Origin of the sequence: uncultured Slackia sp., from assembly GCF_934630525.1 — a bacterium.
Taxonomy (GTDB): domain Bacteria; phylum Actinomycetota; class Coriobacteriia; order Coriobacteriales; family Eggerthellaceae; genus Slackia.
In genome coordinates this window covers 165,616-185,412 of sequence record NZ_CAKTVX010000004.1, presented here as the reverse complement: position 1 = coordinate 185,412, position 19,797 = coordinate 165,616, and the positions used below count along the sequence as shown (strand labels likewise).

General features: G+C 59.6%; 18 protein-coding genes, 1 other RNA gene and 1 riboswitch. Of the genes, 1 reads left to right on the top strand and 18 read right to left on the bottom strand.

Annotated features, from left to right (window positions below; translation table 11 throughout):
- Positions 1 to 649: 649 nt before the first annotated feature.
- The 4 genes from thiD to Q0D41_RS05375 all read right to left on the bottom strand — a co-directional run bounded on the left by thiD (position 650) and on the right by Q0D41_RS05375 (position 3,984).
- Complete coding sequence (thiD, locus tag Q0D41_RS05390) at positions 650 to 1,450, bottom strand: bifunctional hydroxymethylpyrimidine kinase/phosphomethylpyrimidine kinase (RefSeq protein ID WP_294376330.1); 801 nt, start codon at positions 1,448 to 1,450, stop codon at positions 650 to 652.
- Positions 1,451 to 1,607: 157 nt separating this feature from the next.
- On the bottom strand, positions 1,608 to 2,291 hold the full coding sequence (thiE, locus tag Q0D41_RS05385) for a thiamine phosphate synthase (RefSeq protein WP_294376328.1): 684 nt from the start codon (positions 2,289 to 2,291) through the stop codon (positions 1,608 to 1,610).
- Positions 2,292 to 2,293: 2 nt separating this feature from the next.
- Positions 2,294 to 3,169: a hydroxyethylthiazole kinase gene (gene thiM / locus Q0D41_RS05380; protein ID WP_294376324.1), complete on the bottom strand. Its 876-nt coding sequence runs from the start codon at positions 3,167 to 3,169 to the stop codon at positions 2,294 to 2,296.
- Positions 3,160 to 3,269: riboswitch (TPP riboswitch) on the bottom strand. It overlaps the preceding gene by 10 nt.
- Before the next feature lie 61 nt (positions 3,270 to 3,330).
- Positions 3,331 to 3,984, bottom strand: a complete 654-nt coding sequence (locus Q0D41_RS05375; RefSeq protein WP_294376321.1) for a thiamine diphosphokinase — start codon at positions 3,982 to 3,984, stop codon at positions 3,331 to 3,333.
- A gap of 108 nt (positions 3,985 to 4,092) precedes the next feature.
- On the opposite strand from Q0D41_RS05375, the gene rnpB reads away from it, so the two are divergent.
- Positions 4,093 to 4,451: RNase P RNA component class A (rnpB, locus tag Q0D41_RS05370), an RNA gene on the top strand.
- Positions 4,452 to 4,673: 222 nt separating this feature from the next.
- On the opposite strand, the gene Q0D41_RS05365 is transcribed toward rnpB, so the two are convergent.
- The 14 genes from Q0D41_RS05365 to murF all read right to left on the bottom strand — a co-directional run bounded on the left by Q0D41_RS05365 (position 4,674) and on the right by murF (position 19,792).
- The gene (locus tag Q0D41_RS05365) at positions 4,674 to 5,591 is read right to left on the bottom strand and encodes a DivIVA domain-containing protein (RefSeq protein ID WP_288483325.1); all 918 of its coding nucleotides are present in this window, start codon (positions 5,589 to 5,591) and stop codon (positions 4,674 to 4,676) included.
- A gap of 114 nt (positions 5,592 to 5,705) precedes the next feature.
- Positions 5,706 to 5,966 carry a YggT family protein gene (locus Q0D41_RS05360; protein WP_114615982.1) on the bottom strand — a complete coding sequence of 87 codons (261 nt, stop codon included), beginning with the start codon at positions 5,964 to 5,966 and terminating at the stop codon, positions 5,706 to 5,708.
- Positions 5,967 to 6,731 carry a cell division protein SepF gene (locus Q0D41_RS05355; RefSeq protein WP_294376314.1) on the bottom strand — a complete coding sequence of 255 codons (765 nt, stop codon included), beginning with the start codon at positions 6,729 to 6,731 and terminating at the stop codon, positions 5,967 to 5,969. It abuts the gene before it with no gap.
- A 27-nt stretch (positions 6,732 to 6,758) separates the two neighbouring features.
- On the bottom strand, positions 6,759 to 7,454 hold the full coding sequence (locus tag Q0D41_RS05350) for a YggS family pyridoxal phosphate-dependent enzyme (protein WP_294376312.1): 696 nt from the start codon (positions 7,452 to 7,454) through the stop codon (positions 6,759 to 6,761).
- 14 nt (positions 7,455 to 7,468) lie between these two features.
- Positions 7,469 to 8,320, bottom strand: a complete 852-nt coding sequence (locus Q0D41_RS05345) for a polyphenol oxidase family protein (RefSeq protein ID WP_294376310.1) — start codon at positions 8,318 to 8,320, stop codon at positions 7,469 to 7,471.
- A 17-nt stretch (positions 8,321 to 8,337) separates the two neighbouring features.
- Positions 8,338 to 9,513, bottom strand: a complete 1,176-nt coding sequence (ftsZ, locus tag Q0D41_RS05340) for a cell division protein FtsZ (RefSeq protein WP_114616023.1) — start codon at positions 9,511 to 9,513, stop codon at positions 8,338 to 8,340.
- 300 nt (positions 9,514 to 9,813) lie between these two features.
- Positions 9,814 to 10,797: a cell division protein FtsQ/DivIB gene (locus tag Q0D41_RS05335; protein WP_294376305.1), complete on the bottom strand. Its 984-nt coding sequence runs from the start codon at positions 10,795 to 10,797 to the stop codon at positions 9,814 to 9,816.
- Positions 10,784 to 11,695, bottom strand: coding sequence for a UDP-N-acetylmuramate dehydrogenase (gene murB, locus Q0D41_RS05330; protein ID WP_294376302.1), 912 nt, complete (start codon positions 11,693 to 11,695; stop codon positions 10,784 to 10,786). The genes Q0D41_RS05335 and murB overlap by 14 nt, the downstream gene beginning before the upstream one ends.
- A 7-nt stretch (positions 11,696 to 11,702) precedes the next feature.
- On the bottom strand, positions 11,703 to 13,094 hold the full coding sequence (gene murC / locus Q0D41_RS05325; RefSeq protein WP_294376300.1) for a UDP-N-acetylmuramate--L-alanine ligase: 1,392 nt from the start codon (positions 13,092 to 13,094) through the stop codon (positions 11,703 to 11,705).
- Between the two features lie 63 nt (positions 13,095 to 13,157).
- Complete coding sequence (murG, locus tag Q0D41_RS05320) at positions 13,158 to 14,267, bottom strand: undecaprenyldiphospho-muramoylpentapeptide beta-N-acetylglucosaminyltransferase (RefSeq protein WP_288483295.1); 1,110 nt, start codon at positions 14,265 to 14,267, stop codon at positions 13,158 to 13,160.
- Entirely contained in the window at positions 14,264 to 15,685 is a 1,422-nt protein-coding gene (locus Q0D41_RS05315; protein ID WP_294376296.1) for an FtsW/RodA/SpoVE family cell cycle protein, read from the bottom strand. Before Q0D41_RS05315 ends, murG begins: the two co-directional genes overlap by 4 nt.
- Before the next feature lie 85 nt (positions 15,686 to 15,770).
- A complete protein-coding gene (gene murD / locus Q0D41_RS05310; RefSeq protein WP_294376293.1) occupies positions 15,771 to 17,231 on the bottom strand; it encodes a UDP-N-acetylmuramoyl-L-alanine--D-glutamate ligase in 1,461 nt (486 codons plus the stop codon).
- Positions 17,232 to 17,255: 24 nt separating this feature from the next.
- Positions 17,256 to 18,323, bottom strand: coding sequence for a phospho-N-acetylmuramoyl-pentapeptide-transferase (gene mraY / locus Q0D41_RS05305; RefSeq protein WP_294376290.1), 1,068 nt, complete (start codon positions 18,321 to 18,323; stop codon positions 17,256 to 17,258).
- On the bottom strand, positions 18,323 to 19,792 hold the full coding sequence (gene murF, locus Q0D41_RS05300; protein WP_294376288.1) for a UDP-N-acetylmuramoyl-tripeptide--D-alanyl-D-alanine ligase: 1,470 nt from the start codon (positions 19,790 to 19,792) through the stop codon (positions 18,323 to 18,325). The genes mraY and murF overlap by 1 nt, the downstream gene beginning before the upstream one ends.
- Between the last annotated feature and the right edge of the window lie 5 nt (positions 19,793 to 19,797).

The window sequence follows — 19,797 nt, the reverse complement described above, 5'->3', positions numbered from 1 at the left end:
GATTCCTTCCCATTCTGGCTGGATTAGCGTGAGGGGAACATGCGTTCTATCGAGACACACTTTTTGTCCTATAAGCCGCGCAGCGCGGCCAGGAATCCCCTCCAGGCTACCACGATTTCTAAAGCCCGTTCTGACGAACGGGCTTTTTTGTTGCCGCTGCGCGATTCCCTGACGGCGCATTTCGCCTTCAAGCTTCGGCTCACGTATCTTCCGATACGCTTCGCCTTGCTTTCAGGACGAACTGCACTCACCAGAGCATCGCTCGCTGCCTCTTGTTCGACCTACCCAATAAGGGCACATCCCACCCTCTTTAGCGGTGGTTCGAACCGATGAGGTGGAATTTCGTCAAGAGTACCACCCCTCCTCCGTTTTACCAATCTCGTTTATTGACTCCCCTCTCGGCTTGTTTTCCACAAAAACTTTTCCACATTTTGATTGCGTTGGTCCCTTTCGCTTCCACGGTCATTTCACGCGATTTCATTGACGTTTTCCTCGCATTTTCCCGTCTTGGCTCCTGCTTTGAATCGCAACAAAAGAACGGTCTTCGTTCATTTATTAGTTAGACTGATGGAAAATCGTTTTTCCACACCATAAAAAAGTTATCCACATACTGGCGAACGGCACATTGGGTCGGTAAGCGGTTTTTCGATTACCGACCTCTATGCTCCCACATATGATCGAGCGGACCCGAGCCTTTGCCCAGATCAAGCTGAGCAGCAAGCGCTCCCGAAATATAGCGCTTCGCATATTCGCACGCCTCAAACACGGTGAAACCCTTCGCGAGCCCGCACGCAATCGCGCTCGAAAGAGTGCATCCCGTGCCATGCGTATTGTCGTTTTCGATGCGCTCGCCTGGTAGCCAGCACGTAAACCCGCGCTCAGCTAGCACGTCATCGGCATCGCTTATGCCGTGTCCGCCTTTCACAAGAACCGCAACGCCGAAACGCTCCGACAACTCGCCCGCCGCAGCCTCCATATCGCGCTTCGTCGCTATGCCCCTGCCCCAGAGCACTTCCGCTTCGGGTATGTTGGGCGTTATCACGCTCGCAAGCGGAAACAAGCGCCCTGTAAGCGCCTCAGAGGCGCCATCGCTTATAAGGCGGCTTCCACTCGTCGACACCATAACGGGGTCGACAACGATGTTCTCAGCCGCATGCGCACGCAGCGATTCCGCAATTGCAACCACATTCAACGCCGATGACACCATGCCGATTTTCACGGCGCCGGGGCGAATGTCTTCGAACACCGCATCAATCTGTTGCACCACGAATTCGCTCGGAACATCGAGCACGCCCGAAACCCCCAGAGTGTTTTGGGCGGTAAGCGCCGTGATCGCGGTTTGGGCGAACAGCCCCAACGCCTCGATGGTTTTCAAATCGGCCTGAATGCCCGCCCCGCCCGAGGAATCGGAACCGGCGATGCTTACGACCGAAGGGATTTTAAAGCCCATAGCTCTCCTCACACGCAACTCGGCAATCTCATGCATCCATAATACAATTCGCCGGGTATAAAGGCGGAAAAGGCGCCCGCAAGAAAAACGGAAGCCAGCAAGCCAGCTTCCGTTCCATTCAATCGATTATCCCGCTGTTCGAACCGCTCGCAAGCAACTACATGAGCAGGTCAACGCCGTCCATGATGCGTCTTAAGTCCCGCGTCGCGGATACGATGTCGCCCGCAGCAAAAATCGCCGACACGACCGCAGCGCCATGCACGCCCGTATGGGCGAGCGACGCAAGCGTACTCGCATTCAAGCCCCCAATGCCAACCACGGGAATGCTCACGGCAGCACATATTTCCCGCAGCGTGCGTAGAGACACATCGGCCGCCTCGGGCTTGGTTGCTGTCTTGAACAACGCCCCCACGCCCAAATAGTCGGCACCTGCAGCCTGCGCGGCAAGAGCTTGCTCCACCGTTTGCGCCGACACGCCCACGATGGCGCCCTCGCCCAAACGTGCCCTCGCGCTCGCGCACGACTCATCCGACTGGCCAACATGCACGCCATCGGCACCTACGGCAAGAGCCGCTTCTACGTCGTCGTCGATTACAAACGGAACTTTCCCGGCAAGGCCTTCGCGTTCGAGTTCGTCGCGAATTTCCGCATACGCGCTTATGAGCTCCTCGGTTGTGGCACGCTTTGCACGAAGTTGCAGAAACGTCGCCCCTCCGCGCACCGCCTGAGCGCAGCATGACGCAAGCGTACGCTCGCCCAGCCACGCATCATCGGAAACGGCATACAGCAAAAGCGACTCGGGAGCACGGCGAAAACGCTCGCGCGGCGTGAGCGCCGTCATGGTTAACGAACCTCTTCAACCAAAGCGGCCTTGGCCAAATCGTCGCCCTCAAGCAGCGACAGGGCATCCATGAGATAGGTATGGAAGCTCCCCGTGCCGTCGCCTTCCTTCATGCGCGCCTGCGCGGCCTGGCCGGCAGCGCCCATATGCACCACCGCGGCAAGGGCGGCTTCAACGGCGTTGCCATTCGCGCGCGCCATATATGCGCCGGTGATGGCGGAAAGCATGCAGCCCGAACCCGTGATGCGACCCTGGAACGCGGACCCATTGCGAACGGCAAATGCACGATTCGCGTCGGCGACGATGTCGATGGGGCCGGTGATAGCCACGGCGCAGTTAGCCTTCGCGGCGAAATCGCGAGCGAAAGCAGCCGCCTCGGCAATGTCTTCCTCGCTCGTCACGGCGTCGGCAGGGTTCACATCGACACCCTGCGTGGCGGCAGCCTGGCCAGCAAGGGCCTTCACTTCGCTCATATTGCCACGCACCAAGGCGACGGGCAGCGAGTCAAGCAGCTCACCTGCGGTTTGCGTGCGCAGCGCCGAAGCTCCCGCGCCTACCGGGTCAAGAACAATGGCATGCTCGAGCTCGGCGGCTCGAGCGCCCGCAGCCTTCATGCCGGCGATGGTCTGCATGTTAAGCGTGCCAATATTCAGCACGAGCGCGTTGCAAATGGACGTGATGTCAACCACATCGGCAGGCTCGTCGCTCATGATAGGGCTTGCGCCCACGGCGAGCACGGCGTTCGCGCAGCTTTCCACGGTCACGTAATTCGTGATGCAGTGGACGAGCGGGGTCGTCGCGCGCACATCATCGGCAAACGCCTTGATGGATTCGGTGATTTCAGATGCAGTTTGATATGCGGAATTGTTCGCAGTCATGCGATGCTCCCTTCGTTGGCATTACCCATATCAGGTTCGGTGGGTCGGAGCCAAGAAGCCCCCTCTCAGCCCGCTTCAGCGAGCTCCCCGTTATGTCGAAGTGAATTATACGGCGCACGCAGCGAAAGGAGCACAAAAATCCGCAAACGGCAGCGCCGCGTTTAGCCGATGCGAATGTCGCTCAAGGGCATTCGCGGCAAAACGACCACGACAGCGCCCTGCTCAAGAGAAATCGACACCGGTTTGCCCACGAATTCATTGGAAAGGCCAAGCGTCACGTCGTTTCGAAGCGTCGCATTCTCAACCTCATAGAGCGGACCGCACTCCGTAAGGCCACACGAGGCGTCGGGCGCAGAAAAGACCGAGAACGTGCCGGTATTCTTTGCGGCAATCTCAAGCGACACGCCGCCTGCGAGCGCGACCACGACATTGCCCTCTCCTACCGCGACCGCATGCATGCCCGCGCGCGCCGCGCCCACCAAGGCCGAAAGCGTTGCAAGCGTGTGATCGAGCCTTCCTCCAAGCGCACCATACACCGCAACCTCGCGCATGCCATGCGCGAGCGCCCACTCGAGCGCAAGCGCCGTATCACTGTCGTCTTTCATGACGGGATGCCTCTCAATAGGAACGCCCTGCGGAACATGGCCCAACGAGTCAAAGTCGCCCAGGGCGAAATCGGGCGTTACGCCAATCGCGCAAAGCGAGGAAAAACCACCGTCGACCGCAATCACCTTATCGAAATGTTCGGCAGAAAAATGGTCGGCATCAAAGGACGCGGCACCGATGAGCGCGCATGAAAAACGATTCTCTGGCATATCTTCCCTTCTAACCCGGTTCATGATCCGCGGCTTTTGCTCAAGATTGTAGCAACACCGTGCAGAATGCACGACATACGGCGCAGGCAATGATACAATAGCCGACGCTATGCGGGCTGGACGGTCGCGGTGGCCTTGCGCCAACGAGGAAAGTCCGGGCTTCTTGAGGCAGGATGCCGGCTAACGGCCGGGCGGGGAAACCCGATGGAAAGTGCTGAAGAAACTTAAACTCCCACTGGCGCCTTCGGGCGTTAAGAGAAAAGCTGAGAAGGTGCGGTAAGAGCGCACCAGCACGTCAGCAATGGCGTGGCTTGGTAAACCCCATCCGAAGCAAGGGCGAATAGGCATGCGATACGGTTGAGCCTCTCCGTGCATGCGGGTAGCCTGCTTGAGGCGTGTGGTAACGCACGTCCTAGATAAATGGCCGTCTTCAACGACAGAACCCGGCTCATAGGCCCGCTAAGGCATTGCAAAACGAAAGCCCGCTCACGCGGGCTTTCGTCGTTTATCGAAGCAAAATGCATCCGAGCCAAGCATCAACGAAAAGAACCCCCTGGCGCATGCAGTTCAGGCGAAGCCTGAGCAACGCGTACTCCAGCACGCGAATCAAAGGCCGAGTCAAAAATGCAGCACCAGGGGTTCTTGCAGCATCGCATTATATCGCCGCCCGAAAGGGCGGCAAAGCCGAACTAGTCGATATCGCCCAAATCAAAGGCCTCGGCAGCATCGCCGAAACCAGAAAGGTCTTTCTCGACACTCGGAGCCGGAGCGGGAGCAGCGCTCTGCGCCGGAATAACCGTAGCGGTTGCGGGAGCAGCGGTCACAGCGGGCGTCACAGGGGCCGATTCAACAGCGCCTGCGGCGGGAGCGACATAGCTCGGGGCAACGGCGCCCGTGGCACCGAACATGGGCTTGTGAACCGGGGCCTGAGCGGGGCTTGCGAAACGGCCATGGGAGCGCTTCTTGCCCTCCTTCTTGGCGAGTTCGTCCTCGATATCGTCAAGCTTGGCATTCGCATCGTCGATGAAGCTCTTCAGGGCCTCGGAATACGCTTCGCACGTCTTCTTGTGGGAACGATCGAGCTCTTCGATGGCGGTTTCAATCTTGGCCTTCTCGGCGTTCGCGCGGTCGACGATGTCGCTCGCCTCGATTTCAGCATCGTTGTGGATGCGCTTCGCTTCGGCACGGGCAGCATCGAGCACTTCCTGGGCGGAACGCTGGGCGGTCACGAGCGCATTGGCAATGGCGGAAGCGTCGGTTTCCTTTTCGGAAAGCTGCTTCTCGAGCTCGGCGATGCGAGCGTCTTTTTCATCGGCAGAAAGCACCGAAGTCGTATCGGCGGCTTCCTCTTTGACTGCCTCGGGCTCGGGTTCGGGCATCGCGGGCTCGGCGAAAGCGGCGTCCATATCCATAGGCTCGTCATCATCGAAGCCCATCTGGTTATTATTGAGCTCGTCAATGCGAGCGAGAAGCTCTTCGATCTGGGCATTCAAGCCGTCAATCTCGGCTGCGACATGCTCGAGGAACACATCGACCTCGTCAACGTCGTAACCCTTGCGATCAACCGTGAAACTCTGGTTGTGGATGTCTTCGGAAGTGATGGCCATGCCTACTCCAATCTCATTCGGTATATACCCCGGAAACCCAGGGCGGCCTGCGATATGAATCGCACAGCCTGCAGGACGCCTTGCGCCCCAATGAACATATTCGCGCCGCTGCGGCTAAAGAATGCCGACAATCAAGCGCACCAAGAATTGTAATACAAGCAGGGCAAAGATAGGCGTTACGTCCACCATGCCCCCAATCGGCGGGATGAATTTACGGAAAAGGTTCAGATACGGATCGCAAACCTTCCCCAACACCGTTTCGATATCGGCCAGAATGCCGCTTCTGTTCGGAATCCAGCTCATGAGCACATACACGAGCAGAATCGTCGTGTACGCGTCGGCGAGCTTCACGATGAAAAGCTGCAGGGCATACATCTACATCAACCCTTGGGCCTTGAGGCGAGACGCCTCGGCATCGCTCAAGCCCGCGCCGCGCGTGATAACGAACACGTGGCCCGAAACGCATTCGACCTGAGCCTCGAAGGCGCATGCCACGCCAAAGCTGAAGTCGAGAATGCGCTTGCCGAGCGCTTCGGGGGTGTTGCGCAGCGAGACAACAGCGACATCGCCGCTCTTGAGCACCTTGGCGATGCGTTCGGCATCGTCATACGACTCAGGCTTGACGATGGTCACGATGCGCGCCGGACGCTGCACCACGCGGCCTTCGCCAGAAGGCGATGCGGGCGCAGGAATCGCTCCCGTGGTTTGCGCATAAGCGCCCGTGGAGCTCGCGGCAGCCTGGGGCGCCGACGCGGCCGGCCGAGCGGCAGACGAGGGCTCAAACAGCGAATTCACGCCAGGAGAGCGATGCGAATCTTCACGAAGCGCGCCGAAATCACGGTTCGGACGCGTTGCCTGCGACGCATCGGCGGTCTCGGGGGCTTCGCTCGGCGTGTATTGGATATTGGCGCGCACGTCGTCAGACGTGACGAGCTTGGGCAACGACGCCGTGAAGCTCGAAGAAGGCGAGTCGTTCTCCACCGCGTAATCGGCAGAATCGTCGAAGCCGTATTCGCCATAATCGACGGCGTCATCGCGAGAATCGCGAGCGCGCGAGGAGCGCGAGCCCGCCTGGCTCGAAGCCTCGCCAATGCCCAGGCGATCTTTCAGTTCATCAAATTTAGGAATCTTGAAATCCATTGCGTGTCCACCTATCAATCAAGCGGGCTAACCCGCATAGTCGGCACTGAATATGGCTCGACCGATGCGAACCATGGTAGCCCCCTCGCCAATACCTTCGGAATAATCGTTGCTCATCCCCATTGAAAGTTCATGGAGCTCCATATCGATGCCACGTGCCGCAAGGTCGCTTTGCGCCGCATCGCGCAGTTCGCGCAGGCGCTTAAACGTTGCACGCGCCACCGAGGCGTCGCCGATGGGAGCCATTATCATAAGGCCTTTCACGCGCACATGCTCCAAGGCGGCGCAATGCGTAAGCATATCGATAAGATTTTCGTCGGCCACGCCCTGCTTGTTCGACTCGCCGTCGTTGACTTCGATAAGCACGTCCTGCACAATGCCCGCCGCCGCAGCCAAACGATCGATTTTATCGGCGTGGCTTTCCTGGTACAAAGAATGGATGAGGCATGCGCGCCCCACCACCTTGTCGAGCTGGCGAGATTGGATATTGCCAATAAAATGCCAGTTCTCGCTTGGGAACGCGTCGTGCTTGCGAACGAGCTCATCGGGGCGGTTTTCCCCGAAATCGTGAATGCCCGCCTCAATTGCCTCGGCAACCGCATCGAGCCCCACGGTCTTCGACACGCCAATGACGCGCACATCGCTCCGGGCACGACCCGCAGCCGCGCATGCCTCCTCAACGGATTCTTCGACAGATTCCCAACGCTGTTCCAACGTAGCCATAAGAAAGCTTCTTCCTATCCAAGAATACGAGCTGCAAACGCGCCATGGCGACCGCACGTGCCGCCCGAGGCGCGATACGAATAAAAACGCTCGCCGGCATCGCACACCGTGCACATATCGACGTCGGCAATGCGCTCGGGCGCAACACCCATACTCGCAAAGCCGCTCCGCAGCGCAGCACCCATATCGACGTGGCGCTCGTCGACCAAGCTTGCCTCGCCGAACGAATCGAAAAACTGCTTGGCGACTTCTTCGCCAACCTCGAAATGGCACGCATGGATATAGGGGCCAATATACACGTTGAAGCGCTCAGGGGGCTCGCCCGTAAGCTCACAAAGCGTCGAAAGCGCCGTCGCCCAGGCGCCGTACACGACCCCGCGCCATCCGCAATGCGCCACGACGAACTTGCCGGAAGGCGCCACGATAATCACAGGTGTGCAATCGGCAAAGCACAGCAAGGCCGCAACATCATCGCAACCCACGGCAACCGCGTCGCTGCCTTCGGCCGCGAACTCTCGCGTCTCGGCGATATCGCCAGCGTTTTCGCACACGGCGACATCGGCGCCATGCACCTGGTTGGGCACAATAAGTCTCGATGGGTCGATGCCGAACGCCTCGCAGACCCTGCGGCGATTCTCGCGCACACTTTCGGGATTGTCGTTGACATGAAGGCCCAGGTTCAACGAATCGTACGGCGGCTCACTCACGCCGCCCGAACGCTCGGTAAACGCGATGCGTACGCCGCATGCTTCGAACAGGGCCTCATCGGTAAATGCGGTCAGGCTAGAAAAACGACCCTCGACAAGCCGCGGGAGCGGCAAATCGAGGGTCGCTTCAAGCCCTGACGCGTTGATCATACCCGTCATGGCACATCGCTTCCGTTTTATCGACGACGAAGGAAATCGGGAATGTACTCCTCGTCGGCGACGCGCGTAGATGCAGCATTCATCGAAGATGCAGCAGGCGACGCTGCGTGGGTTTGGTTGGATGTGTAGGTGTCGCGGCCGAAAGCGCCAACCGTGGAGCTCGATGCGGGAGCCGAAGCAGCCTGAGTTGCCGCAAACAGGTCGTTGCGAGCGGAATCGAAGTCCATCGCGGCCTGCGACTGGCGCGCAAAGCCCGTAGCAATAACGGTAATGCGAATCTGGTCGCCCAGGGTATCGTCGATGATCTGGCCGTAGATGATATTGGCATCTTCGTCGACAACGGCTTCCATAGCGCGCGCTGCAGCGTCGACTTCGGCGAGCGTAAGGTCGCTGCCGCCGGCGATGGAGAACAGAACGCGGCTTGCGCCCTGGATGGAAGCCTCGAGCAGGTTAGAGTTGATGGCCTGCGTCGCGGCGTCGAGGGCGCGATTCTCGCCCGTGCCAAAGCCAATGCCCATCATGGCCGTGCCAGCGTCCTTCATGACGGTGCGGATGTCAGCGAAGTCGAGGTTGATCAGGCCAGGAATGGTAATGAGGTCGGTAACGCCCTGGATGCCCTGGCGAAGCGTATCGTCGGCAATGCGGAACGCATCGAGCGCAGAAGTCTTCTTGTCGATGACCTCGAGCAGACGGTCGTTCGGGATAACAATGAGGGTGTCGACCTTCTGGGAAAGCAGATCGCAGCCCTGCTCGGCCTGATTGCGGCGAACGCGGCCTTCGAAGCCGAACGGCTTGGTGACGATGCCAACCGTGAGCGCGCCAATTTCCTCGCGGGCGATTTCGGCAACCACGGGAGCTGCGCCCGTGCCCGTGCCGCCGCCTTCGCCAGCGGTCACGAAGACCATGTCGGCCTCAGCCAGCGCTTCGCGAATCTCGGAGCGAGATTCCTCGGCAGCCTGGCAACCGATTTCGGGATTTGCGCCAGCGCCCAAGCCACGCGTCAACTCTTCGCCGATATGAATAGTTTTATCGGCCTGCGACATAAGCAGCGCCTGCTTGTCGGTGTTGACGGCGATGAACTCAACGCCTTTCAGGCCAGCTTCAACCATGCGGTTGACGGCGTTGGTGCCGCCACCACCGACGCCAACGACCTTAATGACGGCCAGATGCTCTGAACCAACAGTTTTCGCCATGTTTCCTCCAACGTGCTGCATTTACGGCTGCGTTTAATCCGCGCCCGCCACGGCAGGCACATAAAATCAATTCTCACTACGAGAAACTATAACACGCTTACTTTACACAAACGAGCGAGCATTTCAAGGACGGTACCGCCCACAGGAAACGAGCTTCCGTCGAATCACCACGGAAATGAGGGGCAGGCGACAAAAATAGCCGTCATATGACGGCTATTTCAGGGTCTCTCGCCCACCTCGACCGGGCTCTCACCCACGCAAACCCCATGCGGCGAGAAATACGAGCGCATCGATGCGGGCTTATGCCGTCCTCCATGTGGGCGACTTCACCACGCGAACGTTGATGTAGCTCACCTCGCCTGGATGGTCGGCAAGAATTTGCTTGATGACGCGTTCCTTATCGCGCACATCGCTCGCCGCGCCAAACGCGATCTCGACATTCGAGTCGAGCGTAAGCGTCGTGTTCTCGGTCGACGTCGCCGAAACCTGCTTCACCTGATCTTTCAAGTCGGTCGAAAGGCTCGTTACCACGTCGAGCGCGTTTTTCACGCTTTCATCGGTGCACACTTTGCCGACTTCGGGTTTCACGCCATACGTCACATCGGTAATGACGAATACGTTCTCGGCATCTTCGTAGATCTTCGGCGAAATATTCTGCGCCGCTTCGGAATCTTTATCGGGAATGCGGCACAACCATATTCCGTCAGTCGAAAGCGCCCATGTTTCGGTCGACTTGCCATCGTCGACCCCAATCTCGACCGTAGCGCCGATGGTACGTTCAGTCACGGCCAAATTGAGCGTATTCGGGAACACACGCTGCACATGCACGTTTTCAACCCATGCATCACGCATGATATTGCTTTCGATGGTCGCAGTATCGACGCGCAGAAGCGTGGTGTCGCTCGGCACATTGGCAAGCTGGGCCATTTCGCTTGCCGTAAGATGCTCGACTCCGGAAACCGTCACCTGCTGAACCGCGAAAAGATTCGACCAGTATGCGCCCGCGAACACGCCAACAAGCACGGCGATGGCAACGAGCACAGCGACGACTTTCGCCCGATAGTTTTTATACGATGCCTGGGCACGCGCACGGTGGACCGACCCTCGAGCGCTCGCGGCGTCAAGATCGCCGAGCTTAACCGTGGAAACACGCGGGGCGGCCGAACCAAGCGTCCGGCGATTCGACGCACGATACGTCGGCGTGGTGTCGCGGCGCACGGGAGCCTGCCCCGAGCGAGCGCGCGGAGCTTGACGCGTGTTGCGGTTGTTCCTATTCGAAGCCAAGGAAGCGCACCTCCGGCACAAGTTCTACACCATAGCGCTCAGTAACCGCATCCGAGGCGGCATGGATGAGCGACAATACCTCGACGGCTTTCGCGCCGCCCTTGTTCACAATAAAATTCGCATGGCGCTCCGAAATTTGGGCGCCTCCGCACAGGGCTCCTTTAAGCCCCACGTTTTCAATCAGGCGGCCAACAGATTCGCCTTCGGGGTTGCGGAAAACGCTTCCGCACGAAGGCAAGCCCAAAGGCTGCGTGATGCGCCTGCGCTCCTGCGATTTCTGCATAGCGCGACGAATCTCTTGCTCGCTGCCTTCAGTCGTCGCAACTTCGCATTCAAGCACGACCTCATCGAAGGGAATGGATGTTTCGCGATAGTTCCACTCGATATCCCGCGCAGCATATCGGCGAAGGCCCTCTCCGGGCCGCAGCGTGGTGACCGAGACAATACGCGGCCCCAAGAACTCTCGGCGCGTACCGGCATTCATACGAACGGCACCACCCACCGTGCCCGGAATGCCCACGGCGAATTCCAAATCCGAACGACCAAGAAATGCGGCCTCTCGAACAGCCTGCGAAAGCCGCAGCCCCGCCCCGAACGTGAACACGCCCGACTCGGCGTCGAATACGCACTTCGCAAAACCAGCGCCCAAGGTAATAACCGCGCCGTTAAAACCGGCGTCGGAAACGAGCAAATTGGAACCTTTGCCGAACATCGTCCAAGGAATGCCGAGCTTGCGACATGCATCGCACGCAAAAGTGAGCGAACGAAGGTCGTCCGCCTCGATAAAGAAGGCCGCGGGGCCGCCGATTCGTATGGTGGTATGTCGGCTTAGCGGCTCGTTTTCGAGCACAAAGCCCGAAAACTCGTCGCCCAAAAGCCGCGCAAGGCTCCGCATCATGATGATGCTATGCCTCTTCGCGGGAAAGCTCAGCGAGAATCTTCTTGCCGAACGTCGTCACATCGCCTGCGCCCATGGTGATGAGCAGGTCGCCCTCTTTGAGCTTCGAGGCAACCAGTGCCGGCGTCGCTTCCTTGTTCGGCTCGTATGTCACATCGGCAACGTTGCCATTCTGCTTCACGGCATTGGCGATAAGACCGCCATCGACGCCCTCGATAGGAGCCTCTCCCGCCGCATATACATCCATGAGCACGAGCTTATCGGCATCGTTGAACGCTTCGCCGAACTCGCCCGCAAGCGACTCGGTGCGAGAGTAGCGATGGGGCTGGAATAACACGACCACGCGCTTGAAATCGAGCGCAGCGGCGGCGGCCAAAGTCGCCTTGATCTCGGTGGGGTGATGGGCGTAATCGTCAACAACGGTCACGCCGCATGCCTCGCCCACCAAATCGAAACGACGACGGACGCCCTGGAAATTCGAAAGAGACGCAGCGGCGGCGGCGGCATCTTCGCCAAGCGCCCACAAGACAGAAATCACGCCTGCGGCATTGAGCGCGTTATGGATGCCAGGGTTGCACTTCAATTCGACATCGACCACAGTGCCATCGGCGAACGAGAGCGTGAACAGCGAACCCACGCCATGCGTGCGGTAGTTCGAAATGCGCGTATCGCAGTCCTCGCCAAAGCCATAGGCAACCATGCGACGGCCGCTCTTCTTGGCAAGCTCCACGAGCTTGGGATCCTCGCCGCACACGACAACGGCGCCTTCCTCGGGCACCGATTGCATGAACCGCAGAAACGTCGCGCGAATTTCTTCGATGCCGCCCGTGTAGTGATCCAAATGGTCGGCCTCGACATTGGTGACGAGCGCGACATAGGGAGACAGGTTCAAGAACGAACCGTCGCTCTCATCGGCCTCGACAACGTAATAATCGCCCTTGCCCGAAACGGCATTGGTGTGATACGCGTCCACGATGCCGCCCACGACGAATGTGGGCTCAAGGCCCAAGGCGTCGGTCGCGGTGGCGAGCATCGAAGACGAGGTGGTTTTGCCATGGGTGCCACAGGCAGCAAGCGTTTTCTTGCCGCGACCAAGCTCGGCAAGCATATGCGCGCGGTGCCAAACGGCAATGCCCAACTCGCGCGCGCGAGCAAGCTCGGGATTGGTTTCGGGGATGGCGGTAGAAATGACCACGGCATCGATGTCGTCGGTCACGTGCTTGGCATCGTGGCCGATGAAAATAGGAATGCCGGCGGCAACCAGGTCGTCGGTATAGCGCGACGACTTCATGTCGGAGCCGCTCACGCGCATGCCCGCATCAGCCGCAACGCGAGCGATGCCGCTCATGCCCACGCCGCCAACGCCGATAAAATGCACGCGTTTGCAATTATCCGTCATTTGTTTATGCCTCCTCGAACCGAACGGGCGCATAAGCGCCCCGTATTTCAGCAATCGGTTATTCTATCGCAGCGCGCCGCGCATCGCCGCATCAACCACAACATCAGCCAATTTCGCTGCGGCGTTTTCGGTCTCGAACGTTGCGGCGGCAGCGCGCATGCGATTGCGCAAATCCGCGTCGGTCACCAGAGCGAGCACCTTGTTCGCGAATTCTTCGCTATCGAGCTCGGAATCGGCCATCATTTCCGCCGCGCCGCGCTCAACGTACGCGCGCGCGTTGGTGGTTTGGTGGTCTTCGGCCGCATAGGGAAACGGCACGAGCAAAGCAGGCAACCCCAGCGCCGAAATCTCGGCGAGAGACGTGGCGCCTGCGCGCGAAATCGTGCAGTCGGCCGCACGCAGGGTTTCGGCCATGCGGTCCTGGTACGGCATCACGGTCCAGCGAGAAGCCTCTTCATCGGTCAAAGCGAGCTCTGCGCGCGTCGCCTCGTATTCCTTCGGCCCCGTGATATGCACCACATACAATCCGTCAATCGCGAGCAGCTGCTTTTTGAGCGACGAGATAGCGGCATTGATGTGGCGCGCGCCCAGGCTGCCGCCGAAAACGAGCAGCATCGTGGCATCTTGCGGAATGCCCAGCATTTCCCTGCCCTGTTCGCGCGTAGCGGAAAGCACCGAAGAACGCACCGGATTGCCCGTGACGATGAGCTTGGATGCGTCGGCGATGTCTTTGCCGGCAACCTCATAGGTGAGCGCGACGGCAGCGGCCTTCTTGCCCAAGAATTTATTCGCCATGCCCATGACGGAATTCTGTTCATGCACAACCACCGGCACGTTCAGCTGCTCGGCCGCCATGCCCACCGGAATGGACACATATCCCCCAAAGCCGACAACGGCATCGGGTCGAACTTCGCACATCCACGCCTTCGCCTTGCGGGCCGAGCGCAAAATTTTCAGCGAAGAGGTGACGAGCGTATGGGGACGCTCGCGATCGAACCCCGAAGCCTCGAAAGCCACGAACGGAATGTCGGTTTGACCGACCAAGCGCGCCTCAACGCCCTGCGGCGTGCCAGCGAAAAACACTTCGTGGTCGCATTCTTGCAAAATCTCAGCCAGCGCAAGAGCGGGGTTGATGTGGCCGGCCGTTCCGCCGCCCGTAAGAACGAATTTCATCGTGAGTTCCTTCCGCTGCCGCGACGATTGGCGCCGCGCTCCATTCCAGAATCATTGCGTCGCGACGCCCGCGAGCCCAAAGAAGCATTTCCCTCTGGGCGAGACGAGCCCCGCGAAGCGTTTCTCGATGCGCCGCCGCGCGGAGCCATAAGGCCGCCAAACGGGTCGCCATGAGAGTGCCTCGAACGAACCGGGGCATCGACGACGGGCGCCGATTCAGACGAAGAGAAGCGCGAACGCGCTGGCGGTTCGTCTTCCACGCGAATATAGTTCAGGTTCGCGCGGCGTCGCTCGGCGCTCGCGCGATGCGGCGTAAGCGCTTCTTCGCCCGCCACACGCGAAACCGACATGATGATACCCACCATCAAAAGCGACGCCACAACCGACGATCCGCCCGACGAAATGAACGGCAGGGGCTTGCCCGTCGTGGGGAACAATCCCGTAGCGCAGGCCATATTCAAAAACGCCTGGCCCACAAGCATGCAGGTAAGGCCGCCGGCAATCATCGTGCCGAAGTCGTCGGCGGCGCGCTTGGCAATAAGCAAACCGCACACGAGCACCGCCACAAAAAGCGCGATGACGAACAGTGCACCAACAAGACCGAGCTCCTCGCCGATAATCGAGAAAATGAAGTCGGTTTCAGCCTCGGGCAAATACAAGAACTTCTCGCGAGAATTGCCCAAGCCAACGCCCAGAATGCCGCCTTCGGAAAACGCGAAGAACGAGCGAATCATCTGGTAGCCCGTATCGTACTGGTCGCTCCATGGGTCAAGCCATACCGAAACGCGGTCGGCGCGATATCCTACGATGCCGAATACGCCGCCCACCACGACAGCTATGCCGAGCACAGCGACGAAACGCCCAGGAAGCCCGCCGAGCCACATAACCACGAACGCTCCCACGAGAATGACGACGGCAGAACCCATGTCCGACTGCGTTTTGTACAAAAAGAGAAGCGGGAGCAAGACGAGCGCAAAAGCGGCAATGAGCGCCTGCTTCATATCGCGAATCTGATCGCGATATTCAAGAAGCACCTTCGCCGCGGCCACCACAAGCATGATTTTGGCGAATTCCGTCGGCTGCACGCTGAAACCACCGATATAAATCCAACGCGTGGCGCCAAGAATGTTCGTGCCAATAACAGGAACGGCCAAAAGCAGAGCGGCGCATATGCCCCAAAACACCCAAAAGTAGAGGCCGCCCTGCAACGATCGGTAATCGCGCGCATACACGAACAGAGCCAGAGCAGAGCCGAACACGGCGAATATCGCCTGCTTCACAACGTACGAGGTAGCCGACTCGCCATTGTGGATCGCCTCAACTGTCGATGCCGAAAACACCATGACAATACCGATGAGCACAAGCAGAACAACCGCGACCAGAAGGCCCAAACGCGGCATCATGATGTCGGCGGGCACACTGCCCCGTGCACCGCCTCTTCTATTCAATTCAGGGAAGCCGGCAGACGAGCCGGCACGCGTCGCTCGAGCCACCGACTACAACCTAGCGGGCATTGTTGGCACGAAACGCAACGAGCTGTTTGAAGACTTTGCCGCGGTGCTCGAACGAATCGAACTCGTCAAACGACGAACAGGCAGGAGAAAGCACGACCTCATCGCCGGGCTGAGCCATGGAAATCGCCGTATCGAGCGCGTCTTCCATATGCTCGGCGCGAACATGTTTCACGCCCGCATTCGCGAACGCATTGAAGAAGCGCTCGCCCGCCGCGCCAAAGCACACCACAGCCTTGCATTTCGCGTCGCACGCCTCAACGAGCTCGTCAAGGTCGGTTCCCTTGTCGTTGCCGCCGAGCAAGAAAATGGCGGTGTGGGGAGCAAACGCCGAAAGCGCCTTCAGCGTGGCGTCCACGTTGGTCGCCTTGGAATCGTTCACGAACTTCACGCCGCCGATTTCGCCGCACGGCTCCAGGCGATGCTCGAGCGGCTTAAAGGACACGAGGCCCTCGCGCACCTGAGCGGCGTCAACGCCGCACGCAAGCGCGGCCGCAGCCGCCGCGAGCGCGTTGGACACGTTATGCTCGCCCTTAATCAGAAGATCGCCTTCGCCCACGAGCTCCACTTCTTCGCCCTTGAAATCGACGCGCAGCATATTGCCATCGAGGAATGCGGCGTTTTCAGACCCGCAAGCCTCCTTCATGGAATGGTCGATGCCCGCGGCGCACCCTACGGGAATGTAGCCGAAAGCTCGCTTGGGGTCGTTCTTGAATTCTTTCAGGCAATCACGCGTCACATCGCACACGGCGTCGATGACGAGCGTGCCCTGGTTCTTGCTCAGGTTCGCATACACCTGCTTTTTCGCCTCGGCATACGCCTCGAACGTCATGTGCCAATACAGATGGTCGGGCGTAATGTTGAGCAGCACGGCGACCTCGGGCGCAAACGCCTGGCAGCTCGCCAGCTGGAACGAGCTCGCCTCGCACACATACACGTCGGCCTCGCCGTTGCCCACGGCCTCGATGCACGTATTGCCGATGTTGCCCACGGCGGCAACGCGCTCGCCGGCGCACTTCAAAATATGCGTGATAAGCGACGTCGTGGTAGTTTTGCCATTGGTTCCCGTCACAGCAACCCAGCGACTATCTGCGGGGCTTTCGCGCCAAGCGAATTCCACCTCGGAAATGACCTCAGTCGAGGCTGCCTTCGCATTTTCGTAAAAACGGGAGAACTGGGAAATGCCCGGGCTCACGATGCACACGTCATAGGTGCCTTTAAACGTATACATGTCGAACACCACATGAGCGCCAAGCGCCTCGCAGTGCGCGGCGAACTCGAGCGCAGCATCGTTTTTCTCGCCAGCCGCGATGGTCACGCTCTCCACGCGGCCACCGAGCAAATTCAAGCAATACGACGCAGCGGCTTTGCCGCTCTTGCCCAAACCCAGAATAAGCACGTCGCCCCAACACGTTGGCGCGGCCTTGGTTCCTTCGATGATAGAAGCGCCCATGACACTATCCCTTTCCGTCGGCGTTTAAGCGACCATGCCCATGACGATGGGCTGAATGAAGAACAGCACGAAGCCAAAACCGGCAAGCGCGCCCGAAACAATCCAGAATCGAATGACGACCTTCGTTTCGCTCCAGCCCTTCTTCTCGAAGTGGTGGTGCAAAGGCGCCATAAGGAACAAACGCTTTTTCGTGCGCTTGTAATGCACGACCTGCAGAATAACCGAGCACGCCTCGGCGACGAACAGGCCGCCGATGATGAGCGAGAACACCTCGGTTTTCGTGATGATGGCGATGCAAGCAAGCGCCGAGCCCAGCGCGAGCGACCCCGTGTCGCCCATGAAAATGTCGGCCGGATACGCGTTGAACCACAAAAAGCCCACGCATGCGCCCGCCATGGTGGCGGCGAACACGGCCATGGGGAGCATATTCTCGCGATACGCGATGGCGGCCATGACGATCATGACGACCATGACCGTTCCGGCGGCCAAGCCGTCGAGGCCGTCGGTCAAATTCACCGCATTGGACATGCCGATGATGAGCAAATAGCAGAACACGAGGTACAGCCAGGGAATATCAAGCGAGCCATCGGGGCAGATGGGGCACGGGATAGACGTGGTGAGCACTCCGAAATCCCACGGCTGCAAAAACGGGATTTGCACGGTGGGGGCAATGCCGAGCCAATTCACGACATAAAGCGTGAACAGCGTGGCGATGGCGAACTGGCCGATGAGCTTGCCTTTAGGCGTCAAGCCCAAAGAGCGCTCATGGATGACCTTTTCGGCATCGTCGAACAGGCCCAAAGCCGCGGTGCACAGCGTCGCAAGAAGCGCCGCGACGAAGCTCCACGAAGGAGGCACCACCAAAAGCACGGTAATCACGATGGCGATGAGCATGATGACGCCGCCCATGGTAGGCGTGCCCTGCTTCACCAAGTGGCTTTGCGGGCCGTCGGCGCGCACCTGCTGGCCAATATGCGTGCGGGTAAGCAGGCGAATCCAGGCCGGCATGAGCGCCATAGTCAAAGCCGTGGCGACGATGAAGCCCAGAAACACTAGAAACGACGGGTATGCGGAAAACAGCGAGCTCAGCATTATTCGATGATCCCTTCAACGACTCGATCAAGGCCCATATAGTGCGAGGCTTTCACCAATACGGCGTCGCCTTCGGAAATGGTTTTTGAAACGTAGGCGAGAGCCTCGTCGGCATCGTTCACGCAGACGATATGTCCGTGCGGCATGCCGGCCTCTTCAGCGGCGCGAGCCATGCCCCGCGACAGGTCGCCCGTGCACACGAGCACATCGATGCCCGCCTCGGCCGCGGCGCGACCGGCCTTCGCGTGGCCCTCGATGCTCGATACGCCGAGCTCGCCCATATCGCCGAGCACCGCGATGCGACGGCCCGCGGTCTCATACGACGCAAGCGTGGCAAGAGCGGCGCACATCGATTCGGGAGCAGCGTTGTAGGCGTCGTTGAACACCACGGCTCCGCACTTCGCGCGCACGAGTTCAGCACGGCCCGATTCGGGCTGAGCCTGAGCAAGGGCTGCTGCGACTTCGGAAAATTCCATGCCCGCCGCCATGCATACCGCCACGGCGCCACATGCGTTCGAAACGTTTTGCGCGCCACGCAAAGAAAGCGCAACCTGCTCGCGGCAACGCTCGCCGCCCACAAGCGCGCCACGCGCGCACAATTCGAACCGCGGACGGCCCTCGGGGTCAATCGCGACATTTTCGGCCCACACGGCGCTGTCGGCAGCCCATGCGCCCAAAGAGGCATCAGGCTCGCCGAGCGCGGAAAACGCGCAAACATTCACACCGCGCTGAAGAAGGCGCGCATGCTCTGCCATAAACGCCGATTTATCGCAGCCGGCATTCAAAAACGCCCAGCCGCCCTCGGGCAGCGCATCGAGCAGCTCCGCTTTCGCGAGCGCGATGTTGTCACGCGTTTTCAGGTATTCCAAGTGCGACGTTCCCACGATGGACACGACGCCCAAGCTCGGCTTCGCCATGGCGGCAAGGTGCGCGATTTGGCCCGGGCGATCCATGCCCATCTCGACGACGAGCATCTGGGTCGACGCGGGCGCCGTAAGCACCGTATAGGGGGCGCCGAGTTCGTTGTTGAAGTTGCCCTTCGTCGCCCAGGTTTCATATTTCGTAGAAAGGATGTCGCGCACGAGGCCTTTGGTGGTGGTCTTCCCCACCGAGCCGGTGACGCCGATCACCGTGGCGGAAAGCGTTGCGCGCCATGCAGCGGCGATTTCGGCGATCGCTTCCGCTGCATCGGCAACCATGAGCACGCAAGCGCCGGCGGCACGGGCCGCTTCAAGCGCCGCATCGTCAAGCTCGCGCGTGCACAGCACCGCGACAGCGCCCGCCTCAATCGCAGAAGCCGCGAATGCATGTCCGTCGACGCGCTCGCCAACGATGGCCGCATACACAAAGCCCGGTTTCACCTCGCGAGAGTCCCACGTAAGGCCCAAGGCCGCGACATCGCGGCTCACGGGTTCCACGAGCACGCGAGCATTGCATGCCTCAATTACACGTCCTATTTCGAGTTCCATTCAAT

Excerpts from the sequence above, each read along its gene's own strand:
- murB (WP_294376302.1), bottom strand. The coding sequence starts at position 11,695 with ATGATGCGGAGCCTTGCGCGGCTTTTGGGCGACGAGTTTTCGGGCTTT.
- murG (WP_288483295.1), bottom strand. The coding sequence starts at position 14,267 with ATGAAATTCGTTCTTACGGGCGGCGGAACGGCCGGCCACATCAACCCC.
- Q0D41_RS05345 (WP_294376310.1), bottom strand. The coding sequence starts at position 8,320 with ATGACGGGTATGATCAACGCGTCAGGGCTTGAAGCGACCCTCGATTTG.
- thiM (WP_294376324.1), bottom strand. The coding sequence starts at position 3,169 with ATGACTGCGAACAATTCCGCATATCAAACTGCATCTGAAATCACCGAA.
- thiD (WP_294376330.1), bottom strand. The coding sequence starts at position 1,450 with ATGGGCTTTAAAATCCCTTCGGTCGTAAGCATCGCCGGTTCCGATTCC.
- ftsZ (WP_114616023.1), bottom strand. The coding sequence starts at position 9,513 with ATGGCGAAAACTGTTGGTTCAGAGCATCTGGCCGTCATTAAGGTCGTT.
- Q0D41_RS05355 (WP_294376314.1), bottom strand. The coding sequence starts at position 6,731 with ATGGATTTCAAGATTCCTAAATTTGATGAACTGAAAGATCGCCTGGGC.
- murC (WP_294376300.1), bottom strand. The coding sequence starts at position 13,094 with ATGACGGATAATTGCAAACGCGTGCATTTTATCGGCGTTGGCGGCGTG.
- Q0D41_RS05375 (WP_294376321.1), bottom strand. The coding sequence starts at position 3,984 with ATGCCAGAGAATCGTTTTTCATGCGCGCTCATCGGTGCCGCGTCCTTT.
- Q0D41_RS05360 (WP_114615982.1), bottom strand. The coding sequence starts at position 5,966 with ATGTATGCCCTGCAGCTTTTCATCGTGAAGCTCGCCGACGCGTACACG.
- Q0D41_RS05365 (WP_288483325.1), bottom strand. The coding sequence starts at position 5,591 with ATGGCCATCACTTCCGAAGACATCCACAACCAGAGTTTCACGGTTGAT.
- thiE (WP_294376328.1), bottom strand. The coding sequence starts at position 2,291 with ATGACGGCGCTCACGCCGCGCGAGCGTTTTCGCCGTGCTCCCGAGTCG.
- mraY (WP_294376290.1), bottom strand. The coding sequence starts at position 18,323 with ATGCTGAGCTCGCTGTTTTCCGCATACCCGTCGTTTCTAGTGTTTCTG.
- murF (WP_294376288.1), bottom strand. The coding sequence starts at position 19,792 with ATGGAACTCGAAATAGGACGTGTAATTGAGGCATGCAATGCTCGCGTG.
- Q0D41_RS05350 (WP_294376312.1), bottom strand. The coding sequence starts at position 7,454 with ATGGCTACGTTGGAACAGCGTTGGGAATCTGTCGAAGAATCCGTTGAG.
- murD (WP_294376293.1), bottom strand. The coding sequence starts at position 17,231 with ATGGGCGCTTCTATCATCGAAGGAACCAAGGCCGCGCCAACGTGTTGG.